At 61.5% G+C, this 23,701-nt stretch carries 21 protein-coding genes; 13 read left to right on the top strand and 8 right to left on the bottom strand.

The genetic code is table 11. From position 1 onward, the window contains the following. Positions 1-4: 4 nt before the first annotated feature. Positions 5-868 (bottom strand): peptidylprolyl isomerase, encoded by an 864-nt coding sequence (locus DCO57_RS12015; protein WP_244287931.1) that lies wholly within the window; start codon positions 866-868, stop codon positions 5-7. Between the two features lie 267 nt (positions 869-1,135). Here DCO57_RS12015 and secA point away from each other — a divergent pair, with 267 nt between their 5' ends. The 7 genes from secA (at position 1,136) to DCO57_RS11980 (ending at position 10,284) form a co-directional block, all read left to right on the top strand. Further along, positions 1,136-3,904 (top strand): preprotein translocase subunit SecA, encoded by a 2,769-nt coding sequence (gene secA / locus DCO57_RS12010; protein ID WP_116699130.1) that lies wholly within the window; start codon positions 1,136-1,138, stop codon positions 3,902-3,904. Between the two features lie 114 nt (positions 3,905-4,018). Further along, positions 4,019-5,053: a glycosyltransferase family 2 protein gene (locus tag DCO57_RS12005; RefSeq protein ID WP_116699129.1), complete on the top strand. Its 1,035-nt coding sequence runs from the start codon at positions 4,019-4,021 to the stop codon at positions 5,051-5,053. Continuing rightward, entirely contained in the window at positions 5,043-5,474 is a 432-nt protein-coding gene (locus tag DCO57_RS12000) for a GtrA family protein (protein WP_116699168.1), read from the top strand. The genes DCO57_RS12005 and DCO57_RS12000 overlap by 11 nt, the downstream gene beginning before the upstream one ends. Before the next feature lie 8 nt (positions 5,475-5,482). Continuing rightward, complete coding sequence (locus tag DCO57_RS11995; RefSeq protein ID WP_116699128.1) at positions 5,483-7,003, top strand: glycosyltransferase family 39 protein; 1,521 nt, start codon at positions 5,483-5,485, stop codon at positions 7,001-7,003. 159 nt (positions 7,004-7,162) lie between these two features. Next, entirely contained in the window at positions 7,163-8,353 is a 1,191-nt protein-coding gene (locus DCO57_RS11990; RefSeq protein WP_116699127.1) for an adenylate/guanylate cyclase domain-containing protein, read from the top strand. A gap of 79 nt (positions 8,354-8,432) precedes the next feature. Next, positions 8,433-9,230 (top strand): alpha/beta fold hydrolase, encoded by a 798-nt coding sequence (locus DCO57_RS11985; protein ID WP_116699126.1) that lies wholly within the window; start codon positions 8,433-8,435, stop codon positions 9,228-9,230. A 91-nt stretch (positions 9,231-9,321) separates the two neighbouring features. Beyond that, complete coding sequence (locus tag DCO57_RS11980) at positions 9,322-10,284, top strand: hypothetical protein (RefSeq protein ID WP_116699125.1); 963 nt, start codon at positions 9,322-9,324, stop codon at positions 10,282-10,284. Positions 10,285-10,312: 28 nt separating this feature from the next. Here the strand turns inward: DCO57_RS11980 and DCO57_RS11975 are convergent, their stop codons facing one another. Continuing rightward, a complete protein-coding gene (locus DCO57_RS11975) occupies positions 10,313-11,500 on the bottom strand; it encodes an FAD-dependent oxidoreductase (RefSeq protein WP_116699124.1) in 1,188 nt (395 codons plus the stop codon). 118 nt (positions 11,501-11,618) lie between these two features. Beyond that, positions 11,619-13,490 (bottom strand): HAMP domain-containing methyl-accepting chemotaxis protein, encoded by a 1,872-nt coding sequence (locus DCO57_RS11970; protein ID WP_208977913.1) that lies wholly within the window; start codon positions 13,488-13,490, stop codon positions 11,619-11,621. 269 nt (positions 13,491-13,759) lie between these two features. Here DCO57_RS11970 and DCO57_RS11965 point away from each other — a divergent pair, with 269 nt between their 5' ends. After that, entirely contained in the window at positions 13,760-14,635 is an 876-nt protein-coding gene (locus DCO57_RS11965; RefSeq protein WP_116699123.1) for a DMT family transporter, read from the top strand. Between the two features lie 19 nt (positions 14,636-14,654). Here DCO57_RS11965 and DCO57_RS11960 read toward each other — a convergent pair whose 3' ends face one another. After that, positions 14,655-15,545 (bottom strand): YihY/virulence factor BrkB family protein, encoded by an 891-nt coding sequence (locus DCO57_RS11960; RefSeq protein WP_116699122.1) that lies wholly within the window; start codon positions 15,543-15,545, stop codon positions 14,655-14,657. Between the two features lie 162 nt (positions 15,546-15,707). On the opposite strand from DCO57_RS11960, the gene DCO57_RS11955 reads away from it, so the two are divergent. Beyond that, complete coding sequence (locus tag DCO57_RS11955; protein ID WP_116699121.1) at positions 15,708-17,396, top strand: acyl-CoA dehydrogenase family protein; 1,689 nt, start codon at positions 15,708-15,710, stop codon at positions 17,394-17,396. Positions 17,397-17,452: 56 nt separating this feature from the next. On the opposite strand, the gene DCO57_RS11950 is transcribed toward DCO57_RS11955, so the two are convergent. After that, positions 17,453-17,950, bottom strand: coding sequence for an MgtC/SapB family protein (locus DCO57_RS11950; protein ID WP_116699120.1), 498 nt, complete (start codon positions 17,948-17,950; stop codon positions 17,453-17,455). A gap of 302 nt (positions 17,951-18,252) precedes the next feature. Here DCO57_RS11950 and DCO57_RS11945 point away from each other — a divergent pair, with 302 nt between their 5' ends. From DCO57_RS11945 to DCO57_RS11935, 3 genes are all read left to right on the top strand, one after another. After that, positions 18,253-18,708, top strand: coding sequence for a host attachment family protein (locus DCO57_RS11945; protein ID WP_116699119.1), 456 nt, complete (start codon positions 18,253-18,255; stop codon positions 18,706-18,708). A gap of 122 nt (positions 18,709-18,830) precedes the next feature. Then, on the top strand, positions 18,831-19,079 hold the full coding sequence (locus tag DCO57_RS11940) for a hypothetical protein (RefSeq protein WP_116699118.1): 249 nt from the start codon (positions 18,831-18,833) through the stop codon (positions 19,077-19,079). Between the two features lie 84 nt (positions 19,080-19,163). Beyond that, the gene (locus tag DCO57_RS11935; protein ID WP_116699117.1) at positions 19,164-19,556 is read left to right on the top strand and encodes a YkvA family protein; all 393 of its coding nucleotides are present in this window, start codon (positions 19,164-19,166) and stop codon (positions 19,554-19,556) included. Here the strand turns inward: DCO57_RS11935 and DCO57_RS11930 are convergent. Then, a complete protein-coding gene (locus DCO57_RS11930) occupies positions 19,553-20,008 on the bottom strand; it encodes a hypothetical protein (protein ID WP_208977912.1) in 456 nt (151 codons plus the stop codon). The two genes, DCO57_RS11935 and DCO57_RS11930, sit on opposite strands and share 4 nt — an antisense overlap. Before the next feature lie 412 nt (positions 20,009-20,420). Here DCO57_RS11930 and infC point away from each other — a divergent pair, with 412 nt between their 5' ends. Further along, entirely contained in the window at positions 20,421-20,960 is a 540-nt protein-coding gene (gene infC, locus DCO57_RS11925) for a translation initiation factor IF-3 (protein WP_116699116.1), read from the top strand. A 90-nt stretch (positions 20,961-21,050) separates the two neighbouring features. Here the strand turns inward: infC and DCO57_RS11920 are convergent, their stop codons facing one another. Next, on the bottom strand, positions 21,051-21,869 hold the full coding sequence (locus DCO57_RS11920) for a response regulator (RefSeq protein ID WP_116699115.1): 819 nt from the start codon (positions 21,867-21,869) through the stop codon (positions 21,051-21,053). A gap of 100 nt (positions 21,870-21,969) precedes the next feature. Then, positions 21,970-23,538 carry a PAS-domain containing protein gene (locus DCO57_RS11915; protein ID WP_116699114.1) on the bottom strand — a complete coding sequence of 523 codons (1,569 nt, stop codon included), beginning with the start codon at positions 23,536-23,538 and terminating at the stop codon, positions 21,970-21,972. Positions 23,539-23,701: the final 163 nt, after the last annotated feature.

Genomic DNA, 23,701 nt, shown 5'->3' with positions numbered 1-23,701 from the left:
GCGATCACTCCGTCTTTGCGCCGTCGTCGGCCGGCAAGGACAGTTTGTCGTCAAGAATTTCGACCTTCATCGTATCCTTGAGTTCGGCCATACGGGCCTGGTAACGCTCCCGGAAAATCTGCTGACGCAGGGAGTCGCCGACTTCTTCGAGTGCCGGCTTTTCCTCGCGGCGCTTTTCTTCCAGCTTGATCACATGCCAGCCGAACTGGGTTTCCACCGGTTCTTTCGTGTAGCCGCCCGGCTCAAGCGTCATGACCGCCTCTTCAAACGGCTTGACCATCTGGCCCGACTTGAAAAAGCCGAGATCGCCGCCGTTGGGGCCGGAAGGGCCGGTGGATTTTTCCCGCGCCAGTTCCGCGAAATCGGCGCCACCGTCCAGTTCGGCAACCAGCGCCTCGGCCTCTGCCTTTTCCTTCACCAGAATGTGACGGGCATGCATCTCTTCCGCGCCTTCGAAATCCGCGAATTGCGCGTCGTAGGCGGCCTTGACGTCATCCTCGGAAATCGTTCCACCGATTTTCTGGGCAAGATACGCGTTGCGCAGGGCCTGCAGTTCGAGGAAATCCAGCTGTCTTTGGAAATCCGGATCCTGATCCAGACCATCCTCACGGGCAGCCTGCGCCATCAGTTCCATGTCGACCATCGCGTCGAGCAGCAGCTGGCGCCATTGCGCCGGCGGAAAACGCTGCAGTTCCTGGCCGGCGTCCTGGGCGGCAAATGCCAGTTCGGCTTCGGTGATTTCCGCATCGCCGACCTTGGCGACCACATCGTCAGGTTCGGCGGCAAGAAGGGTCGCGGATCCGAGCGACATGGCCAGGATTGAAACGGCAAGTGCCTGAACCGGCCTGCGCATCGAAATTCGGAGCATGAGGTGTCCTTTACCTATAGGAACAGTAATCTTTCTTCCCCCCGTTGATGAGGGCTGGGCTACTTTGCGCATTCCAGCAGCGTTGACAAGCATTGAACCCCCTCTTATCTCTCGGGCGTCCGGCTTGTGGGCCGGGAAGGCATCTTTTCGGCCGCGGTCAACCGGCCAGCGCGTTGCGCTTGTCGGCAACGTGGACAGCAATTGAGACGATTTCATGGGCAGGCGCCGGATTGCCAGTGGCGCCGCCTTTCAGGGAAGGACCGCCACATGGCTGGCCTTGGCGCTTTAGCACGTAAGATTTTCGGTTCGGCCAACGACCGGAAAATTAAGACATTTCGGTCGAAAGTCGAGCAGATCAACGCTCTCGAGCCGGAACTTCAGGCTCTGTCGGACGACTCGCTGAGAGCACGGACGGATGAATTCCGTACCCAGCTGAAAAATGGCGCCGATGTCGAGGACATCCTCGTTCCCGCCTTTGCGACGGTTCGCGAGGCCGCGCGCCGTGCCCTCGGCCAGCGGCACTATGACGTGCAGCTCATCGGCGGCATGGTGCTCAACTCCGGTCAGATTTCGGAAATGCGGACGGGCGAGGGCAAGACCCTGGTCGCAACCGCGCCGGTCTATCTGAACGCCCTTGAAGGCAAGGGCGTCCATGTGGTCACGGTGAACGATTATCTGGCCCAGCGCGACAGCGACTGGATGGGCCAGGTCTACCGGTTCCTGGGCCTGACCGTCGGCTGCATCACCCACGGCCTGTCGGACGAGGAACGTCGGGCGGCCTATGCCGCGGATGTCACCTACGGCACCAACAACGAATTCGGCTTCGACTATCTGCGCGACAACATGAAACACGACCGCGGGTCGATGGTTCAGCGCGGACATCACTATGCGATCGTCGACGAGGTCGACTCGATCCTGGTCGACGAGGCCCGCACGCCGCTGATCATTTCCGGCCCGCTGGAGGACCGCTCCGAGTTCTACAACTCGGTCGATACCCTGATTCCGGAACTGACCGCCGAAGATTACGAGCTGGACGAAAAACAGCGGTCCGCCACCTTCACGGAAGCCGGCAACGAAAAGCTGGAGAACCTGCTGAGGGAAGCCGGCCTGCTGAAGGGCAACTCCCTGTACGATGTCGAGAACGTGGCCATCGTTCACCATCTGCAGCAGGCGTTGAAGGCCCACAAGCTGTTCCAGCGCGACAAGGACTACATCGTGCGCAACGGCGAAGTCGTCATCATCGACGAATTCACCGGCCGCATGATGCCGGGACGCCGTTTCTCCGAAGGCCTGCACCAGGCACTGGAGGCCCGCGAGAAGGTTCAGATCCAGCCGGAAAACCAGACGCTCGCGTCCATTACCTTCCAGAATTATTTCCGCATGTACGACAAGCTTGCCGGGATGACCGGCACGGCCTCGACGGAAGCGGATGAATTCGCGGATATCTACAATCTCGAGGTCGTCGAAATCCCCACAAACAAGCCGGTCCGGCGGGAGGACGACGACGACGAGGTCTATCGGACGGTGGAAGAAAAGTTTCTCGCCATCGTCAAGCTCATCGACGATTGCAAGGAGCGCGGCCAGCCGGTTCTGGTGGGCACGACGTCGATTGAAAAGTCGGAACTCCTTGCCGAGCTTCTGAAAAAGCACGGCTACAAGCAGATCGACCTGAGCGATCCCGCCGCCTTTGCCGCCGCCCAGAAAAACGACGACGGCACATCCAAGGTGTTTGCGGTCCTCAACGCCCGCTACCACGAACAGGAAGCCTTCATCGTGGCGCAGGCCGGTCTTCCCGGCGCCGTGACGATCGCCACCAACATGGCCGGCCGCGGTACCGACATTCAGCTCGGCGGCAACGCCGACATGCAGATCGACATGGAACTCGGAGATATGCCCGAGGGCGAAGAGCGGACCGCCGCCGAAGCGCGGATCCGCGCCGAAGTGGAAAAGCTGAAGCAGAAGGCCCTCGAGGCTGGCGGACTTTACGTGATCGGGACCGAGCGCCACGAAAGCCGGCGTATCGACAACCAGCTGCGCGGCCGTTCCGGCCGTCAGGGCGACCCCGGCCATTCGAAGTTCTTCCTGTCCCTGCAGGATGACCTGATGCGCATCTTCGGCTCCGAGCGCATGGATTCCATGCTGCAGAAGCTCGGTCTTGAGGAAGGCGAGGCGATCATCCACCCCTGGATCAACAGGGCTCTGGAAAAAGCGCAGCAGAAGGTCGAGGCGCGCAACTTCGACATCCGCAAGAACCTGCTGAAATTCGATGATGTGATGAACGACCAGCGCAAGGTCGTCTTCGATCAGCGGATCGAGCTGATGGACAGCGAAGCCATCCAGGATGCCGTCGCCGAAATGCGCAGAGACGTGGTCGACGACCTTGTGGCGAATCACATTCCCGAGCGGGCCTATCCCGAGCAGTGGGATACCGAAGGCCTCCAGGAGGAAGTACGCAAGTACCTGAACCTCGACCTGCCCATCAAGGACTGGGCCGAGGAGGAGGGCATCGCCGAGGAAGAGGTCAAGGACCGGATCCGCAAGGCCGCCGACAGCGCCATGGCGCAGAAGGTCGCCAAATATTCCCCGGACATCATGCGGCAGGTGGAAAAGGCGATCCTCCTTCAGACCCTGGACAACCTGTGGCGTGAACACCTGGCCAATCTGGATCACCTGCGGTCCGTCGTCGGCTTCCGCGGCTATGCCCAGCGCGATCCGCTGCAGGAATACAAGACCGAAGCCTTCACCCTGTTCGAATCCATGCTGACCCAGCTGCGCCAGATCACGACCGCACAGTTGCTGCGCGTGGAACTGGTGACCGAACAGGCTCCGCAGATGCCCGCGGAACCGGAAATGCACGCCCACCACATCGATCCCCTGACCGGGGAAGATGAAATGGCGATTGCGGATGCAAGCCTGGCGGCGGCTCCTCAGCGTGACCCGAACGATCCCGACACCTGGGGCAAGGTCGGACGCAACGAGCCCTGCCCGTGCGGGTCCGGCAAGAAATACAAGCATTGCCACGGAGCGCTTGTGTAGACCGATCCCGCATCCGAACGGAAAACAGGCCGGCCCGAATCTTCGAGGCTGGCCTTTTTCGTGATTTTCCGGCAGGTTGCGCCGAATTGGAGCGTCAGGACCCAAGAGCCTTTCATGCAAGCAGCCGCAGCCTCGAAGATCTATGTCTCAAGACGGCAGGGTTCACGCCCCGCCGCTCCCCTGCTCAGCGTCATCGTTCCGGTCTTCAACGAAGAAGACGTCATCCGTCATTTTCTCGAGGCCACGCGGCCGGTGCTGGAACGCAGCGGCCTGAAATACGAATATGTTTTCATCGATGACGGCAGCCGCGACAGGACCGCCGACATACTTGCGGAGCAGCTGCAGAACGGTCTGCCCGGCCGCCTCCTCGGCCTGTCCCGGAATTTCGGCAAGGAAGCCGCCCTTTCCGCGGGACTGGAAGCCGCCCGGGGGGACATCGCCGTCATCATCGATGCCGATCTGCAGGACCCGCCGGAACTCATCGTGCAGATGATCGAGGGCTGGCGCGCCGGATATGATGTCGTCTACGGCCTCCGGATAGACCGGTCCTCCGACACGCTCATGAAGCGTTCTACCGCCGGCATGTTCTACCGGCTGTTCGACCGGCTGGCCAATATCGACATGCCCGCGAATGCTGGCGACTTTCGCCTCATCGACCGTGCCGTCATCGACGCGCTCCTGAGGCTTCCCGAACGCAACCGCTTCATGAAGGGCCTGTTCGCCTGGGTCGGATTTCCGGTGATGGCCCTGCCCTACGAACGCCCGCCGCGCAAGGCCGGAACGGGGAAGTTCAACTACTGGAAACTGTGGAACTTCGCCCTCGACGGTCTGACCGGATTCACCACCCTGCCCCTGCGGGTCTGGTTCTACGGCGGCGCCTTCGTGTCCCTGGCCGCCTTTGCCTATGCCTTGTATCTGATCCTGTATGTCGTCGTCTTCGGCACCGATGTGCCCGGCTATGCCTCGCTGATGGTCGCGCTGCTGTTTTTCTCCGGTGTGCAGCTTCTGTCCATCGGCATGATCGGCGAATATATCGCCCGCCTGTTCAACGAAGCCAAACAGCGGCCGGTCTATATCCTTCAGGATGTCATAGAGGGAGGCACGCCCGAAACCCACGAGCAGGGGGAACGGGATGCGGATGAAAGCTGACGCAAGGCGCCGGAAAATCCGCACCGAGACAGCCGCCATGGGCAAATTCGCCGTGGTCGGCATCCTGGCCACCCTCACCCATGCCGGTGTCGCCGCCGGGCTGCTGGAATCCGGCATATTGTCCGTCTTTCCGGCCAACGTATGCGGCTTTCTCGTCGCCTTCGGCGTGTCCTTCAGCGGTCACTATTTCTGGAGTTTCTCGCATCTGCGCCGCAAGGGCACGATGCTTGCCAGCATGACCCGCTTCCTGGTGATCGCCCTGTCCGGGTTCCTGCTCAATTCGACCGTCCTGGCACTCTGGCTCGAGCTGACCCCATGGCCTGATCTGGCCGGCCTGCTGTTTTCGATCGCGATCGTGCCGGCAGTTACCTTTCTCGGCGCCCGCCTCTGGGCGTTCTCCCATCAACCGGCCGAGACCTGAGCACGGGCATGATGTTGCAGCAAATCTCCGCGAGCCGCGCAGCACTCCTTTATGGCGGCGTTGTCTGCCTGCTCTACGCCGTGATCCCGTCGCTGACCTTTCCGGGTCCGCCGCTGGATGTGGTGGAAGGCTTTGCCTGGGGACGGGAGCTGGAGCTCGGCTATACCAAGCACCCGCCCATGCAGGCCTGGCTCCTGGAAATGACCTACCGGCTGACCGGAGGCCATTTCGCCGGCGCCTACTGGCTGAGCGCCTTCAGCGCCGCGCTCGCTTATCTGTTCATCTGGCAGCTGGCCCGCCGGCTCGGCCTTGCCCCCTGGCAGGCCTTCTGGTCCGTCGTGCTCACCAGCGTGACTTTCTATTTCACCCTGCCCCTGCCCGAGTTCAATCCGAACGTCCTCCAGATACCGGTGTGGGCGGGCATGATGCTCTTCTTCCACAGGGCCCTGGAGCGCGGCCGCCTTCGGGACTGGATCGTGCTCGGAGCCCTGGCGGCTTTCGGCCTCTACACGAAATATTTCGTGCTGCTTCTGATCGGCACCATCGGGTTCTACGCACTGGCCTTCGCCGATGCACGCCGGCACCTGCTGTCGGCCGGCCCCTGGCTCTGCGCACTGGTTTGCGCCGCATTGGTCGTGCCGCACGTCCTCTGGCTTGTGGAGACGGACTTTCTCACCCTCCAATATGCGGCAAGCCGCAGCAAGGCGGCCGCCTCGATTCTCGATCACCTTGTCAATCCGCTGAATTTCCTCGCAGCCCAGATCGGCAATCACGCCGGACTTTTTCTGGTGGTGCTTGCCGGACTCGGCTGGACAGGTCTGAAAACCTTCAGGAGCGCACCGCGCAAGGCCGCCGCTCCCTTGCCGCGCCACGGCGACCGCTTTCTCCTCTGGTTCGCCTTCATGCCCCTCGCCGTGGTTCTGGCCGCATCGGCGGTCACCGGCAATGAATTCGAGCATATGTGGGGCATGCCGATGTTCCTGCTCTCCGGCACGGTTGCCGTCCGGTTTCTCGCCCTGCCCGCCGCCTGGCCCTTTCCCCGCCGCGCCTTCGCCGCGACCATTGCGATCCAGGCGATCTTCCTCGCCGTCCTGCTCGGCCAGGCTGTTGTGGAGCCGCACTGGAAACACAGGCAGACCCGTATCCACTATCCCGGCCAGGACATTGCCGACCATCTTGCCGCGGTGTGGAAATCGGAAACGGGCACGGATCTGGCCTATGTCGCCGGGGACATGTGGACGGCGGGCAATGTTGCCCTCTACGCCCCCGGCCGCCCCTCGATGTTCTACCTGCACGACACCCGCCTGAGTCCCTGGATCGACCCGCGGGAGGTTCAGGCTCATGGACTGATGCTTGTCTGGCGCGGCGAGAGCAAACGGCCCATCAGCGAGCTTCGCCGCCATTACCCTGATGCGGTGCGTGGCGGCACGCGCGCCTTCCGCTACAGGTCCTCCGCCGACATTCCCGATGCGATCGTCAACTGGCTGGTCATCCCTCCCGGCGAGGTCGCGCTTGAACCGGCGTCCTGAGTATCCGCCGGTTCAAACTGTCCGCAAACGCAGCGGATCCGCCACGTCGCACCCCCACGGCAAGGCCCTCCCGCCGTACCGCGAGCCGCGCCTTGCGGACCCCTCTTCAAGTGTGGTCAAACTGAGGTCCTGTTTTCTCGGATGGTATGACGTCGCAGCATGATCAGTATGTCGGAAATCGACGGTATCGAGGATTGGCTGATCGGCCTGGCCCTTGGATCGCCGGACATGGCGACCATGTTCGCCGAGTTGTGCGAAAAGCTGCGCCGCTGCCATGTGCCGGTCGACCGAGCTCTTCTGGGCTGGTCGACGCTCCATCCTCTGATCGAGGCGGAAACGGTCTGCTGGGAGAACGGCATGGCCATCCAGCATGAACGGATCGCGCATTCTCACGAGGAAAGCGAAGCCTGGCGCACGAGCCCGATCCGGGCGATCCTGATGAGCCGGGATCCGGTACTGCGGCGACGGCTGACCAACGCCAATGCCCCCTTCGAATTCCCGCTGCTTTCCAGACTGTCCGAGCAGGGCTATACCGACTACCTGATCAGGGTCACCGCATTCGAATTGCCGACCATCCGCGAGGACGTCTCCACCTCCGGCATTGCCGTAAGCTGGGCCACCCGGGAGGAGACCGGGTTTTCCGACGAAGCGATGACCGCCATCACCTATATTCAGAAGCGGCTCGCCCTGGCGGCACGCGCAACCCTTCAGGGCCAGATCAGTCGCACGATCGCCGAAACCTATCTGGGCAGGACCGCTGGCGACAAGGTTCTGGCCGGCCAGATCCGCCATGGCGATGGGGAAACCGTCGATGCGGTGATCTATTACAGCGACATGCGCAACTCCACGGCAATTGCCGAACGGCTCGGCCCCGATGCCTATCTGTCCTGGCTCAACACCTATTTCGAGGCCACCGCCGGAGCCATTCTGGACCATGGCGGCGAAGTGCTCGACTTCATCGGCGACGCTGTCCTCGGGGTCTTCCCCATCGGCAAGCAAAGCCTTGAAACCGCCGTCGCCCAGGCCATTTCCGCCGCCGATGAAACCCGCGCGCGTCTGAGCTCCATCAACATGGAAACCTCTTCCGCCCAGCCGATGAAAGCCGGCATCGCCCTGTCCGTGGGCACCGTCATGTTCGGCAATATCGGCGTTCCCCACAGAATGACCTTTTCCGTCATCGGCCAGACCGTCCATGCCGCCGCGCGGATTGAAAGCCTGACGAAAACCGTCGGTGCCGATGTTCTCGTAACGGCGGATATCGCCCGGCGCGCCGGCACGAGATCCCGCCCGGTCGGCGATTTCTCCCTCAGCGGCTTCGCCGCGCCGCAACCGCTTTTTGCCCTCGAATAGCGTCCTCCGGCCGAAGGCCCACACTCTGAAAACCCGTTTCCGGCAATGGCCGGACCCGTCGCACAGGAACCCGCAAGACATGACCGATCTCGACCCGTCCGCTCCGCTTCACCTGCCTTTCCGGGAGCAGCCGACGACCGGCCCCGACACAGGCGCGCCGGTGATCCTGCTGCATGGCTTCGGCGGGGACCGGCAGACATGGCTCAACATCCAGACCGGTCTGGCACCGCACAAGAGGTCCATCGCCTTCGACCTGCCCGGCCATGGCGAAGCCCTGGACTGGCCGAGGATCGGCAATGCCGGCGTGGCCGCAAAGGCCGTGGCCCAGTCCCTGGAGGCGCTGGGACTGACCAGGGTCCATCTGGTCGGCCATTCGATGGGAGGCGCGGTGGCGGCGCTTGTCGCCCTTAGAGCCCCCGAGATCGCCGCCAGTCTGACGCTCCTGGCGCCCGGCGGCTTCGGTCCGGAAATCAACCACCGGCTGCTGCGCCGCTACGCCGCGGCGACGGACCCGGCGGAAATGGAAACGCTTCTGGAGCAGTTTTTCGGCTGGGAATTCAAGCTGCCGAAATTCCTGGCACGAACCGCCGCGGAAAGCCGCGCCCGGCCCGGCGCGGCCGTGACCCTGCAGGCTGTCGCCGACGAGATCATCGACGGCGACGTGCAAAAGACCCTGCCGAGGGGTGAACTCGCGGCCCTGCCCCTGCCCATCAAGGTCATCTGGGGCACCCAGGACCGGGTTCTGCCCACCCGCCAGGCCCACAAGCTCCCAGGCATTGTGGCGACCCACATCTTCGAACGGGTCGGCCATATGGTTCACCTTGAAATTCCCAGGGAAGTCACCCGGCTCATTCTGCTAAATAGCGCCGTGCAGTAGCCCCCGTCCCGCGATTGGGATAGGTACGTCCCAGCCAGATCTGACTGCCCGTTCGGCGGCCGCAGGCCGCCTGCAATCTTCCGGAGTAACAATGTCGCTCAATACCGCTTCACCGCGCGACGTGATCGTCACCGCCGTATCGGGTTATGAACCGAAGGACCTTGCGGTCTGGTACAACTCGCTGAAGGCCTCTGGGTTCCAGGGGCGCACGGTCGCGGTCGCCTATGACGTCAGTGAAGCCCTCGTGGAATACATGACCCACATGGGATCGATCGTCATCACGTTCGATCACGACAGGAAAAAACGGCGCTACCGCTATTCGCAGCTGCAGGAAGAAATCGAGGATCACAGCGAAGACGGCCGGCTGTATACCGACAGGCGCTGGACATGGAACAAGCGCCTCCTCAGGTTCAGGGACAAGATCTATGACCGGCGCTTCTTTCACGCCGGTCACCTGGTCAGGAAACATCTGGAAGCTCTCGGCGAACCCGTTCGCTTCGTCGCCTTCTCCGACAGCAGGGACGTGGTTTTCCAGAGCGACCCCTTCAGCTGGATGGCGGCCAATCTCGCTCCGGACAGGGACCTGATCGTCGGTGAGGAAAGCATCACCCACCAGGACCCCTGGAACCGCCGGAACGTCCTGAAAACCTACGGTCGCCATGCCCTCGAGCGCGTCGAACACCGGCCCGTTTGCTGCGCCGGCTATTTCGCCGGCCGCTATGAGGCGATGATGGATTTCATGCTCGCGGTCTATTATTTCGACCAGACCAAGCGCAGTGGCGATCAGGCCGCCTTCAACCAGCTTCTGACCTTCGCCGGGTGGAAGGAAAAAACGACCAGGGTGAACTGGCAGGTTCCCTGGCTGCTGCATGCGGTGAGCGCCAATGTCAGCCCGCAGGTGGAAAGCTTCTGCATGCCCGCAGACTCCCTTCCCCTATTCGAGGATGGTGTGGTCACGACAGCCGACAGGCAGCCCTATGCGATCGTCCACCAGTACGACCGCAACCGGGAGATGACGGCCCACTTTCAGGAAAAATTCGGCAAGGCGGAATAGGTCCGGCCGTCATCGACGGCAGCGAACCTCACGCCTCCGGCGGCATCAGCCCATCGCGCCAGCTATCGCCGATCACCCGGCGGGCCATCATGTGCGAACGCGGGGAATTGATGCTGTCGACGGCGACAAGCTGCCCCGCCTTCAGATAGGCCACATAGAACTTGTGGTCCTCCGGCGAGCCGACGACGACCGTGTCGTCATAGCCGTCCGAAAGCCCCGCGATCTGCAGCTTGATGTCATACTGGTCGGACCAGAACCAGGGCAGCGGATCGTAGTCGACGTCCTGACCGACCAGCGCCTGCGCCACGATCTTGGCCTGATCGATGGCGTTCTGGACGCTTTCCATCCTGACCGAACGCTTGTACCGGTTGGAATAGAACCGGGTGCAGTCACCCGCCGCGTAGATATCCGGATCGCTGGTCTGACCGGAGCCGTCCACGAGAATGCCGTTGTCGGTCTCCAGACCGGCCGCGCTCGCCAGCCCGTCGTTCGGTTCCGCCCCCACGGCGATCAGCACGAGTTCGGCCGGAACCGTCTCTCCCGTGGCCAGTTTGACGCCGGAGACCTCATCATCGCCCTCGATGGCCTCGACACCCGTCTCGAGGCGCAGGTCAATGCCCTTCGAGCGATGCAGGTTGGTGAAAAAGGCGGAGACCGTCTCGCTCACCACACGCTTCATCGGGCGGTCCTGGGCTTCGATGACACTGACATCCTTGCCAAGTCCACGGGCAACTGCAGCCACTTCCAGACCGATGTAACCCGCACCGATGATCGCGACCCGCTTGGTGGTCGCAAGCCTTGCCCGGATGCCGTCCACATCGGCGATGGTCCGCAGCGTCACAACGCCGGTCTTGTCCGCTCCCGGGATCGGCAGGGAACGCGCGTGGGTTCCCGTTGCCAGCACAAGCTTGCCATAGGGCAGCGTGTCGCCGTTTTCCAACCGGAGGCGCTTGCTCCCCCGGTCGACGGCCGCGACCCTTGTGCCCGGGATAAGATCGATTTCATTGGTGGTGAAAAACGCGGGGGGACGCAGCCAGAGGCCGTCCGTTTCGATTTCCCCGGCCAGGTATTTCTTCGAAAGCGGCGGTCTCTGATAGGGGGGATGCGGTTCGTCGCCTAGCAGGCGCAGCGGTCCTTCAAACCCGCCCTGACGCAAGGATTGCGCAAGTTGCGCACCAGCCTGTCCCGCGCCGATGATGACGATTTCTTCCTGCATTCCGTCCGCCCTCTTCAAGTATGGCTTTCAGCACCAACATGTGCCTATGGCCTAACATGAAGTCCGCCTGCCCGCCAGAAGGGCGAATTGCCGCGATGGCACACGGATGAACCTCCGGTCAGGCGCTGCGAACATCCTGAAGGAAACGGGCAACCTCCTCACGGATCAGGAGTCCCTGTTCGCCGAGGGACTCCGCCAGTTGCTCCACCTCCGCGCCGTTGCTGCGCGCCAGGCTGGCGGCGGCCCCCACCGCTCCCATGCGCGCGGCGCCCTCTTCCGACCGGGCCGAGGCACTGGAGACATTCAGGGAAATCGCCTGAACGGCCACGTCCTGCTGCTCCACGGCGGCAGCGACAGCGGACGCCAGTCCCTCCATGTCCGAAATGATCCGGTTCACGTCCTGAATGGCCTCGACCGCCACATTGGAAGACCCCTGGATCGCCTCGATCTGCGTCGCGATATCCTCGGTCGCCCGGGAGGTCTCATCGGCGAGCTGCTTTACCTCCGCGGCCACCACGGCAAACCCCTTGCCGGCCTCGCCCGCGCGGGCCGCCTCGATGGTCGCGTTCAGCGCCAGCAGATTCGTCTGGCTCGCAATGTCCCGGATAAGGCCCATCACCTCGCCGATGCGCTCCGCGGCGCCGGAAAGGTCCTGCATGGTGGTAACGGTCGCAGATGCGCTCATGACCGCCTGCTTGGCAACTTCCGTCGACCGGTTGGCCTGTCCGGAAATTTCCGCGATGGACGCCGCAAGCTCTTCCGCGGACTGGGCCGCCGAAGTCACGTTTTCCGCCGCGGTTTTCACCGCGCTCGCCGCTTCATCGGACTGACCGGCGACATCGTCCGCCGATTGCTCCATGGATCTGGAGGTCTGCCGCAATTCGCCATTCGCCTTGTCCAGACTGTCGAGCGCCCTGGAAACGGTTGTCTCGAAACCGGAGATCAGACCGTCGAGCCGCGCAACCCTTTCCTCGCGCTGCCGGTTTTCAAGGGCTTGCGCATCGGCAAGCCGGGTGCGTTCAACCGCGTTGTCCCGGAAGATCTGGACTGTCCGGCTCATGGATGCCAGTTCCGTATTGCCGGCAAGCTGCGGAAGGCTCAGATCGGTCTGACCGTCCGCCAGTGCCTCCATCGCCGCCTGCAACCGGGTCAGCGGACGGGAGATCGACTGGCCGATCAGCACGGCGATGGCGGGAAGCAGGATCAGCAGGCCCAGGATTGTGCCACCGATCGCGACAGCGGCAATCGAGCGGGCAGTTTCCAATTGCCGGTCCGCCTGCGCCTTGATGGCATGCGCCGCCTCCTTCAGGGTCGCGATATGCGGGGGGACCAGGTCGAACAGGCTTTCCAGAAGACCGACATAATCCGTCCTCTGGCTCATGGCCGCAGTATACGCGTCGAAGGTGGTCTTGTAGGTGGCCATGTTATCGGCCAGTTCCTTCTTGATCGCGTCGGAAATATAGACCTTTTTCAGCAGCTTCTCGAAGGCGCCGAACTCGGATTCGAAATTCGCGACCGACTGGGGCGTGGTGTTGAAACTGAATTCCTTTTCCGCAAGCTGCACGGCAAGGATTGCGCGGGCCAGTTTCTCGAAATCCGGACCGCCGCCGAATTTCATTTCCTCCTGCAGGCGAAGCTTCACTGCACCGGCAGTCTCGTTCAGGATCGCCAGATACCCCTGACTGCTGTCGTAGCCGATCTTCTGCTGGACCGCATCGAGCCTTTCGAACGCGCCTCCGGTGCCTTCCAGCGTGTCCTTCACATCCGCGATCCGGTCCGAATGAACCGCGGCAACCGGATTGGCGGACAGGTCTTCCAGAACCTGGCCTGCCTGTCCGAGCCTTGCCTCGAAGGCTTCCACTCCGCCGGATGTCGGCGCGATGAGATAGTGTTTCTCGATCGACAAAAGGGAGGCACCGACATCGGACAGGTTCGCGACCTGGTCGGCAAGGGTTGCGCTTTCTCCCATCCTGGCAAAAGCGGTATTCACCTCGTTCTGGCTCCAGAAAAACACCGCGCCTATTGCCAGCAAGCCGACAATCGTGAATAGGCTGAGCGAGAGAATTCTGACTTTGACCGAAAGTCCGGACAGGATTTGAAAGGACCGTTGAATACCCATAGTCACCACATATGCTGCTGACACCTGAATTATGAGCGCGCAGAGTCACGGAAAATCACCAACTTCCAGTTAATGACCGCTCGCCCCACCCACCAGAAACAGCCTATTTTTCAGGCATTTATCCTATTTTTGAGGCAGTCTTGAGAATCCTCGCCAAATGCGCGCCAGCAATCTTCGTTCTTTTGTGGTCAACCGGTTTCGTCGGCTCGAAACTCGGCGCTCCCTATGTCGAACCCATGGCGTTTCTGACCATCCGATTCGTCGCCACCGTGCCTGTTCTGATCTTCCTCGCCCTGCTGCTGTCGAAATCCTGGCCGAAGTCACCTGCGGCCATCTTTCACTCGATCGTTGCCGGAGTGCTCGTTCACGGTTTCTACCTGGGAGGCGTTTTCTGGGCGATCAAGCAGGGCATGCCGGCCGGCCTGTCTTCCATCATCGTCGGCCTGCAGCCTGTCCTGACGGCCCTCATGGCGGTTCTGGTTCTCGGGGAGACCGTTTCGAAAAGACACTGGCTCAGCATGGCCATCGGCGCCGCCGGACTGGCACTGGTCCTTGGCCCCAAATTCGATCCGGGCGGCACGGGCATCACCGCCGCGACCATCACCGTCGTCATCGGCAGTGTCATCGCCATCAGTTTCGGCACGGTCTACCAGAAACGCTTTGTCGGCACGACGGACCTTCTCGCGGCAACTGCCTGGCAATACGCCGGTGCCTTGCTGGTCACGGCGCCGCTCAGTCTTTTCGAAAGCTGGCAAATCACGTGGTCGGGAGAATTCATCTTCGCCCTGGTCTGGCTGGTTCTGGTCCTGTCCGTGGGCGCCATCCTGCTTCTGATGCTGCTCATTCGCCAGGGAGCTGTCTCAAGTGTGGCCAGCCTGTTCTATCTGGTTCCCGTTGCAACGGCGGTCGAAAGCTATTTTCTCTTTGGAGAAACGCTGACCCTGATCCAGCTCGCCGGCATGGCACTTGTGGTGAGCGCCGTTCTGACGATCCGCCGGCCGGTCGCGAAAACCTGATCCGCAGACACCGGAGACCTCAGCCTGCGGCGGCCTCCTGCGAAGCGGTCTGCGCACGCTTGCGCCGGCCGACCTGACGCTGACGGGAGATCGCCGCATTCAGTTCGCCCCCGAGGATGAAGGCCAGGGCGCATATGTAGAGGAAGATCACCGCGGTCATGATGCCTGCCAGTCCGCCGTAGGTGGACACGTAATTGGCGAACCTGGCCAGATAGGCACCGAAGACGCTGCCGGAAACGATCCACATGATCAGGGTTGCAACCACGCCCGGCCAGAGATCCCTGAACGTCCTGTGTCCCGAGGGAAGCTGCCAGTGGGTGATGAACAGCCCGATGATCAGCAGGGAACCGGCCAGCGTGTATCTGGCCACATTGATCGACAGCAGGAAGGATTCGATCGCCGGCACGTAGGTTTCCAGTTCGGCCAGTGCCAGCGGCGCCAGAACCACCAGAAACGTGTAGGCCAGCAGGATGCCCGCGCCCAGCACGACCAGTCCCAGGGATTGCAGCCTGAGAAGAACGATCGAGCGGTGTTCCTGCTGCCGGTAGGCGCGGTTCAGCGCGGTCCGCAGCGCCTCCACCCCGTTGGAGGAGAACCACAACGCGGCAACGGCGCCGAGGGTCAACAGATCCCCGCGCCGGACAGTCAGGACGTTCTGGACTTCCCGCGCAAGCGGCGCGGCAACGCTTGCCGGCCAGGCATCGAAAATGAGATCGGAAACCGTATCCGCCGCCCCGGTCAGACCGAGGAAGGCCGCAAGCGAAGCAATGAAAATAAGAAGGGGAAAAATCGCCAGAAGCACCGAAAGAGCGACATGGCTGGCCATCGCGAACCCGTCATCGCGGGCGAAATGACCGATGGCATCTTTCAGGACGGCGTAAATCACCCGGGCGGCAAGACGGAAACTCATGTTTCGATGTGGCCTTGCTCCAGCGCGCTAGTCAAGGGCGCAGAGGCAAATCCGCCCCCTCCAAAAGGTGGAGAAATTCCGCCTCGACAAATCCGGGTGTGCAACGCAACATAGCTTCAACAACAAGCGCCAGTGCGCAACAAATGAAAACGGAGAACGCCCATGTCCCCTGCAGCCATCCAGGCGGCAGAATCGCCGGAGAGCCTGTCGGAACACACCGCATCCGCCGTTGCCACCCTCGACCGCCTGCTTGATCTCGCAGCGCAGCGTGTCCGTGCGGACGTGACGGAAGACGGCCGCATCTCCTCGCGGCGCATGGAAGAGGAACAGCGGGCAACCCACGGGCTGGCCTGGCTGGCGACCTATGTGGACTCCCTGCGCCAGCTCGACGCCTATGCCAGACGCCTCAGGGAGGAAAGCCGTTACGGCACGCTGGAGGACAGGATCGTGCGGCTCGGATTCGCCGAGTATCTGGCGCAGATCTTCGGCGGCATTCCCATGAATCAGGGCGAAACTGTCCGTCTCGCGGATCTGGGCATTGTCCGGGAAGAGGCCGACAGCTTCCGCACGGACGATGTGGAAACCCTTATCCGCACTGGCAACACGCCCGCGGTCCGGAGCGAAATCACCCGGCTCATCCGGGATCAGGCCGGCCATTCGACATTCGGAGACCCCGGACTGGACGAGACCATGGAGCAGATCCGCAACGAGATGCGGCGTTTTGCACAGGATACCGTCGCCCCCCATGCCCACGAGTGGCACCTGAAGAACGAGTATATCCCCCTCGAAGTGGTCGGACAGATGTCCGAGCTGGGCGTTTTCGGCCTGACCATCCCGGAGGGATATGGCGGCCTCGGCCTCGGCAAGGAAGCCATGTGCGTCGTCTCCGAGGAACTGTCCCGCGCCTATATCGGCGTCGGCTCTCTCGGCACCCGGTCCGAAATCGCCGCCGAGCTTATCCTGTGCGGCGGGACGGAGGAGCAGAAACAGCACTGGCTGCCGAAGATTGCCTCCGGCGAGGTCCTGCCCACGGCCGTCTTTACCGAACCCAACACCGGCTCCGACCTGGCCTCCCTCAAGACCCGGGCCGTGAAGGACGGCGACAGCTGGAAGATCTCGGGCAACAAGACCTGGATCACTCACCCGGTGCGCGCCGACATCATGACGCTGCTGGCCCGCACCAATGCCGACGAACCGGGTTACAAGGGCCTGTCCATGTTCATCGCGGAAAAGCCGCGCGGCACCGACGAGGACCCGTTTCCGGCCACGGGCATGAGCGGCGGCGAGATCGAGGTGCTCGGCTACCGGGGCATGAAGGAATACGAGATCGCCTTTGACGGCTTCGAGGTAAAGGGAGAAAACCTCCTCGGCCAGGTGGAGGGTGAGGGCTTCAAGCAGCTCATGCAGACCTTCGAGGGCGCCCGCATCCAGACGGCGGCAAGGGCCCTGGGCGTCGCCCAGTCGGCGCTCGATCTCGGCCTGCGCTATGCGGAAGAACGCATCCAGTTCGGCAAGCCCCTGATCGAATTTCCGCGCGTCTCCGACAAGCTGGCCATGATGACCACCGAACTGATGATCGCCCGCCAGCTCACCTATTTTTCCTCCTGGCAGAAGGATTCCGGCAAACGCTGCGACCTGGAAGCAGGCATGGCAAAACTGCTGGGGGCCCGGGTCGCCTGGGCCGCCGCCGACAATGCCCTGCAGATCCATGGCGGCAACGGTTTCGCGCTGGAATATCCCGTCTCCCGGGTCCTGTGCGATGCCCGCATCCTGAATATTTTCGAAGGCGCAGCGGAAATCCAGGCCCAGGTGATCGCCCGCCGCCTTCTGGAGACACGCGGCAACGCCTGAGGGACACGCGAGCTGACACCGGGCGGGACAGTGTCTGCCACCCCGGTCTGACCGCTTCAACGGGGCGGACCGGACCGGCCGGGCAGCCGTCTTTCCAGCAGGCCGACGACGGCAAGAACGATCACCACAAGGACGGTGGCAACAAACCCCAGACCGATCTGTCCGGCTCCGCATGCCATGCCGACAGCGCCCGACAGCCACATGGACGCGCCTGTGGTGACATTTTTCACCGTGCCGTTTCGCGCGAAGATCAGGCCAGCGGAAAGGAATGCCACCCCGGCGGTCACCGCTTCCACAAGACGCAACGGGTCGACCTGTTTTTCGGCCCCGCCGCCGTAGGACAGCTCCGCGAGTTCCTGGCTGATCAGAAGGAACAGACAGGAGGCAAGCGCGATCAGCATATGGGTCCGCAGACCGGCATCCTTGCCGCGCCCTTCCCGTTCGAAGCCGATCACTCCGCCCAGAAGGATTGCGGCGATCATGCGCACCATCACGATCGGGACAGGCAAGGCCTGGAAATTGAGGGCGAATTCGGACTGGATCTGCTCGAACATTGCTTCTGTGACGACCTTTTCGCGTTTGGAAACGTCTCATTGACAAACGGCTCAGTGCTCGCGGGGTTCCCGCCCGCAGGGTTTCTGCCGGTCGGAACATTCAATTCGATGAATCCAGCCATTATATGAAATATGCCGGGATGAGGCACGGAACCAGTCCTGCCCCCGTCGCACGCCGCAGACAGGCGGCTTTACGGCTCCGGACAGACGCCTGTAGGCAACAGGCACCGGGCATTCGTGGAACGGATCGGCTCCGGCCCCGTTGATCCCCCATGGGCCCCGACAGAGCGAGGAGATGGAAAATGAGTGAATTGATCCGGTTGAAACACGGCGGTTGGGTCGTGGTCGCGGACGGCGCCAAGGCGCTTTTCCTGCGCAATGAAGGGGACGAAAAGTTTCCCAACCTCGAGATCTTCAGGAAAGAGGAACAGGACAATCCGCCCAGCCGTGACCAGTGCACCGACCGCCCCGGCCGCAAGAGCGACGGCCCCCAGGGCCATCGCAGCGCGGTTGCGGAAACCGACTGGCATCAGCTCGCGGAAGACAATTTCGCTTCGGATCTTGCGGACATTCTCTACAAGCGCGCCCACAAGGGGGACTTCAGCCAGATGGTGCTCGTGGCCGCCCCATCCGTTCTTGGCCAGATCCGCAAGGAACTGCACAAGGAGGTCAATGCGCGCATCCTTGCTGAAATCGGCAAGGACCTGACAAACCACCCGGTGGACGAAATCGAAAAACTGATCCTGGGTGCCGCCTGACATCGACGGGCGCCAAAGACGGCTTGCCCGCCGGGTCGAACGGAACTCGGATGCGGGGCAGGCCCCTGTTCCGGCATCACGCTCACGGCGCCGTCTTTGGCCGCCATTCAAGGAGAAAACTCATGACCAACCGCATTGATGAACGGATCGCCGCAATTCTGAATGACAGCTCCCGCAGCTCGGAAGACAAGATAGCCGAGCTTCTCGGCATGCGGGCGGATGCACGCGCTCTGGAACGCGCCGCCACCGAAGGTCCGATGGTGAGCGAGAACCGCACCCCGTCCGGCCTGCGCGAGATCGATCTGGCGCTGGAAAAACTCGGACATGACACGCTGCAGGACGCGGACGAGACAAGTCCGGCGACGCTCTAGGCTGCCCCCGGAAATGCGCTCCGCATTGAACGGACCGCCGGGCGGTCCTATGTTGGAGGTCTGAAACCAATCGCGGGAAACGATATGGATACGACTTTCGAGGATCTGGGATTCGACCCCGAATTCCTCGGTCCGGAAGAAGAGCAACGACAGACCATCCGCAGGAAGCTGCTGGCGACGGCACGCAAGGCTGTCCGGCAGGTCCCCTTCATGGAGGACATCGTTGCCGGATATTATTGTGCGATGGATCCGGCGACACCGGTCAAGGTGCGGGCGACACTCATCGCCGCACTTGCCTATTTCGTCCTGCCGATTGACGCAGTGCCGGATTTCCTGATCGGAATCGGCTTCGGAGACGATGCCACGATCCTGATGGCGGCCATAGCCATGATCCGCGGCCACATGCATGAGGATCATTACCAGGCAGCCCGCGAGGCACTCAAGGACGGCGACCTGAAAGACCCGGCCGGGGTTTAATCCCGGGTCTGCGTTTCTTTGCCGGAACCTTGCCCGTCGAACCAGGTTCCCGACTTCCTGCCGGCGATCAGCCAGTAGACGGCGCCTCCCATGAAACCGGCAGCCAGGACAACCGGGCTTCCCGGCCGCCAGTCCGTCGTCCCCGTTTCCGAGCCAAGCGTCCAGATCAGGAACGCAAGTCCGCCGGCTGCGGCGACGTGAAACACCAGACTTCTCAGGCGCATGGCTTCCGCAAGGACAATCAGCACCGCAGCGGGCACCAGGACAGTCGCCCCGATGACACTCGCACCGACCAGCCCGGATATCGTCATTGCGATAAAGGCGAGCGGATCCTGATCCGGATGCGTCACGCGAAACAGGCCCCACGCAAGGAACAGCCCGCAAACAAGAAGGGCCAGAACAAAACCGCACACGATCCTGAGGAGCTGAAACAGAAATTTTCCGCCGTCCAAAGCCCATCCTTCCTTGAATTGGGGAACGCCATCCTTACTTGAGCCATTGTCCTGCGGATTACAACCGCGCTTGCCGACTCGGGAAATCAACGGAAGCGTCCGGCCCTGAATCCGGTTCAGCCGGGTCAAAGGGCCGCGGAAAACGCGAAAATCGCCGATTTCGGTTGACTTTTTGCCGCTTTCGCAGGAGCTTGTGGCTGGCGTTAGGACTTGCGCAACAAGCACCTTGGTACACGAGTTCCGAGGCTTTTTGTGTATGTGGAAAGCCAGAGACCGGAGCATCCTGCGTCCCTTTGGGCGCGGACAAGGTGCTCCGGGATAGAGATCCGGGCAACTTTTCCGCAATCAGGCACATCCGCCTGTCTGCGGGTTGTTCTAGCACCGCGTTGAAACGATAGAGGAGATTGCGACCATTCGCCGTCCATTCCGCGCCCCGCCTCCCACGAAGGAAGGCCCGCGCACGAACCACGAAATTCGCGTTCGCGAAGTCCAGTTGATTGATCATGAAGGCGCCAACCGCGGCGTCGTGCTGACAGAAGAAGCGATGAATATCGCGATGGAAGCAGGCATGGATCTGGTCGAGATCCAGCCGAATGCCAATCCACCCGTCTGCAAGATCCTGGACTACGGCCGGTACAAGTACCAGGCTCAGAAAAAAGCTGCAGAAGCCCGCAAGAAGCAGAAGGTCGTCGAGATCAAGGAGATCAAGATGCGGCCGAACATCGACACCCATGATTATGAGGTGAAGATGAAGAGCATGCTGCGCTTCTTCAGCGAAGGCGACAAGGTGAAGGTCACACTCCGTTTCCGGGGCCGCGAAATGGCCCACCAGGATCTCGGCATGAAACTTCTGAACAAGGTCCGTGACGAGACCGCAGAGATTGCCAAGGTTGAGGCTTCCCCGAAGCTGGAAGGCCGTCAGATGGTGATGATTCTGGCGCCGATCAAATAGATCCCTTCGCAGACCGAGAACTTCAAACCCCGCTCCGGCGGGGTTTTTTGATGCGCACGGACCTGTCCGGAACCGGACACCCGGAAGCTGTCAGGCCTTCATCCGCCGCATCAGCAGCTTGAACACTTCGATCGGCGGATAGGGATACTCGATCGTATCGCTGATTCCCGCATCCTTGATGCAGGCACGCTGTTCCGCCGACAGTTTGGGCGGGGCCAGCAAGACTGAAACACCGTCCCAGTCCGTGCCGATGTCCTCGGTGACATACTTCAGATAGTAATGAACCACCTTGCTGTAGACAATGAACAGTATGTCCGTGGTGTTGAGCGAAAAGCTGCGTTTGACGAGCTGGTCCTCGGAAATCACGGAAACGACGCACCCCAGCTCATTGAGCGCGTTCAATATCGGCTGGACGGACCTCGGGTTCTGAACGATGAAACTGACGCGCAACTCCTCCGAAGTCGCCCTTTGCTTCTGGATTGCATTGTAGATGCGGCGAAGCTTCAACTGGCTCTGTTTTCTCAGGCGCAGAACCTGTCCGAGATTCGCCTCGACGGTCGCCAGCAGCAGGTCATAGTCGACGGGCTTGGTCAGATAGTCGTCCACCCCGAGCCGCTTGCCTTCGATCAGGTCGGCGCGGGTTGCCTTGGCCGTCAGGAAGATAACAGGAACATCGTTCAGGCTGGGCCGGTTGGAGCGGATATGCGTCAGCATCCCCGGCCCATCCAGTTTCGGCATCATCATGTCGCTGATGATCAGATCCGGCTTCTCGCTTTTCAGCACCTCCAGGGCGGCATGCCCGTTTTTTGCCGTCAGCACCTCGTAGTTTTCGTCTTCGAGTTCCTCCTTCAGATCCTGAAGGAGCATATCCTCGTCCTCGACGCACAATATCCTGGCCACTTTTGACATGCGTGTTCCGCTCCTGAACCGTGTGCTGATTTCGACCGTCAAGGAAGGTCGTCTGGGGTGAGAACTCAAAAATGAAGATGCAACGGATAGAATTCACACCTTAACTTGCCTTTGCCTGCGCATGTCCGGCCCGGCGACCGACCACCGGCATCGACAAGGTGATGGTCGTGCCCTTTCCGACCTCGCTTTCAACGTGAATCCTGCCGCCGTGTTTCTGCACGATCATTTTCGTCAGGTTGAGACCGATACCGGTGCCGGCGATTCCGCTTGAGGTGGAGGCGCGGAAGTAGCGGTTGAAGATCTTTGGAATTTCGTCCCGCGGAATTCCCACGCCTTCGTCCCGAACGGAAATCACGGCCTTGCCGTCCATTTCCGAACCGATCACGGCGATCGTCGACGCCTCGGACGAATACTTGACGGCGTTCGAGATCAGGTTCGAAAGCCCCTGCTCCATCAGCTTCTTGTCCAGATCCATGAACTCCGGAAGATTTTCCACATCGATCAGGAAGCTGCGATCCCTTGCGATCCCTTCCTGACGCTTGCACACCGCCAGAACGAGCTGCTGCAGCGAAACAGGTTCGCGCCGGATATCCATCCCCACGGACTGGGACTGGGAGAAATTCAGAAAACGGTCGATGAGATACTGCATCCGCTCCACCGAATCCCGGATGTTCCCGAGACGTTCAACGAGCACTTCGGGCTTCAGCCTGTCTGCTTTCCGCAGGATCCGCTGCGCATTGCTGTCGATGATCGCCAGAGGCGTCCTGAACTCGTGCGACGCCATGGAGACGAATTCGCGCTGCATCTCGTTGACTTCTTTTTCTTTTCTCAGGTGCCGGACCAGTTCGTCCGTATGGCTCTGCAGCACCGCGTGCTGCTCCTTGTAGGAGGAGATATCCGAATAGACAGCCAGCAGCCCGCCGTCTTCCGTTCTGGTGCGGGTGATCCGATACCAGCACCCGTCGGGAAACCGGCGTTCCGACCACATGCTCTCGCAGTCGGCGACGTCTTCCAGATCCCGGTCCGGGTCGTCGGGAAAAACGGATTTGAACACTTCGCTGACATGGGCTTTCCTGGCCAGCAGCGCCGGCAAGTCCGGATAGATATCGAACATCCTGTTGTTGGCGAGCACCACCCGGCCTTCGGAGTCGGTCACCGCAAAGCCGTCCTTGATGGCGTTTATCGAGTTGAGAAGCAGATCGCGATTGGCCCCCAGCTCCCGTGACCGCTCGTCAAGCCTGCTCTCCAATCGGTCGCGCGCCGCTTTCAGGGCCTTTTCCTGTTCATGCTCCAGTGTCACGTCCGTATAGGTCGTGACGAAACCGCCGCATTGGACGGGCGTCCCCTGAATGCGAAGGATCGCGCCGTCCGGCCGCTTGCGGGTGAAGTCGTGCGGCAGAAAAAGCCGGGCGAGATCGATCCGCTCCCGAACGAGCACGTCCGGTTCTCCCGGCCCGTAGTCGCCGCGTTCCGCATTGTAGCGGAACACGTTTTCAAGTCTCGGGTCATCGCTCAGGAGGTTATCGGGCAGCTGGAGCAGCTCCAGCGCCGTCTGGTTCATCAGGATCACATTGAGATCACGGTCGATGACCGAAATGCCCTGGTGAATGGACGAGGCCAGACACTCGAGCAGCACCGTCGGATTGAAATCTCCGCGAATGAAATCCATCTGTTTCCGCAGCCCCCGTACACTGACTGAATTCGTACGGTCTCAACGTGGAGTGGCTCACATAATAAAACGTAAACTTCAACTATAAATTTACTTACAAAAAGCAATATACCCAAAGTTATAGTCAAAAATAACTATGAATTATTCCCAAGCAACCCTAGGG

It is taken from the genome of Labrenzia sp. 011, assembly GCF_003075075.1.
Taxonomy (GTDB): Bacteria; Pseudomonadota; Alphaproteobacteria; order Rhizobiales; family Stappiaceae; genus Roseibium.
The sequence above is the reverse complement of the archived record's forward strand: the minus strand, read 5'-3'. Positions and strand labels throughout refer to the sequence as shown.